1 protein-coding gene and 1 pseudogene are annotated in these 1,370 nt (G+C 75.2%); both read right to left on the bottom strand.

Features of this window, described 5'->3' with window-relative positions; translation table 11 throughout:
• Window positions 1–45: 45 nt before the first annotated feature.
• Complete coding sequence (locus tag GTR00_RS20905) at window positions 46–624, bottom strand: TerD family protein (RefSeq protein WP_166613443.1); 579 nt, start codon at window positions 622–624, stop codon at window positions 46–48.
• Between the two features lie 79 nt (window positions 625–703).
• A pseudogene (locus tag GTR00_RS20900) lies at window positions 704–1,370 on the bottom strand (hypothetical protein); the annotation flags it as partial.

Here is a 1,370-nt window from a genome sequence, read left to right as displayed (position 1 = left end):
GGGCGGGTGCGTCGGAGGTGCGGGTGCCTCGGAGGTGCGGGTGCCTCAGAGGTGCGGGGTGATGGCCGGCAGCAGGTCGCGGAAGGTGCGCCCGGAGGTGGGCTGGCCGATGGCGGTCATCGCCCAGCCGGAGCCGTCGCGGCTGAGCTTGGCCATGACCTGGGCGGTGTGGCTGCCGGCGCCGGTCAGCTCGTAGCGCGCCAGCTCCACGGCCTGCGGCTGGGCGGTGTCCAGCAGGCGGCAGTAGGCGTTCTGCACGGAGGAGAAGTCCTGGCCGGTGAAGCTGTTGACGGTGAAGACCAGGGTGGTGACCCGCGCGGGCACGGCGGGCAGGTCCACCACGATGACCTCGTCGTCGCCCTCGCCCTCGCCGGTGAGGTTGTCGCCGGTGTGCGTGACCGAGCCGTCCTTGCTGCGCAGCTGCTGGAACCAGGCGGTGTCCACGAGCTGCCCGGAGGCGTCGAAGAGCAGGCAGGAGGCGTCCAGGTCGACGTCGATGGACTTCTTGCGGCCCAGGAAGCCCTTGGCGACGGCGTCCCAGCCCAGGCCCATCGAGACGCGGGTGAGCTCACCGCCGCCGGACTTGCTCAGCGACAGCTTCTGGCCCTTGGTGAGGTTGACCACGTGCTTGCTCCCTCTCGGTCGGTGCTCCGGCTCGGTGCTCCGGGCCGGTGCCGCCGGTCGCCGGACCGGCGGGGGTGGTTCAGGTGTGCAGCGGCAGCGTGCCGTCGGGGGCCCAGGCGATGTCGTCGAAGCCGTAGGCCTCGGCGACCTCGCGCTGCGGGCCGGTGAAGAACTCGTTCTCCCGGCGCACCACCAGGTCGCCGCCCACGTCGTGGATCGAGACCAGTGCGCAGGTGCGCGCCCCGGGCGGGGGCCCGGAGGCCCAGGCCTGCAGGCGCGAGCCGTCGCGCCGGCGCAGGGTCAGGCGCGGCGAGAGCGCCTCGTACTCCGGCGGGGCGGGGCGGCGGGCGTAGGTGTACAGCACCAGCCGGCGCAGCAGGTCCAGGTGGCGGGTGTCCACGAGGAGCTCCTCGCCCTCCTCGGTGCGCGGGCCCATCCGCAGCACCTGCCGGGCCCCGTAGCCCGGCGCGGCCAGCAGCTCCCCCAGGGACTGCACGAGGCCGTGGCGGCGGTCGCGCGTCTCCCACAGGCAGCCCAGGTGCAGGTCCGTGGAGCGGCGCACCCCGGAGGCGCTCAGGCGCGGTTCCCACTCCAGCAGCACCCGCAGGGTGCCGCCGCCGCGCTCGGCGGAGGCGACGCGGGCCACGGGCCGCTCGTCGTCCAGGACGACGAGCTCCTCCGAGCGGCGCGCCAGCCCCACGGCGGCGGCCGGCACCGGTGCGCCGGGCGCCGCCGTGGGGCTGGCG

The organism is Kineococcus indalonis, assembly GCF_009906395.1.
Taxonomy (GTDB): domain Bacteria; phylum Actinomycetota; class Actinomycetes; order Actinomycetales; family Kineococcaceae; genus Kineococcus; species Kineococcus indalonis.
This window is presented reverse-complemented; position numbering and strand designations above follow the sequence as displayed.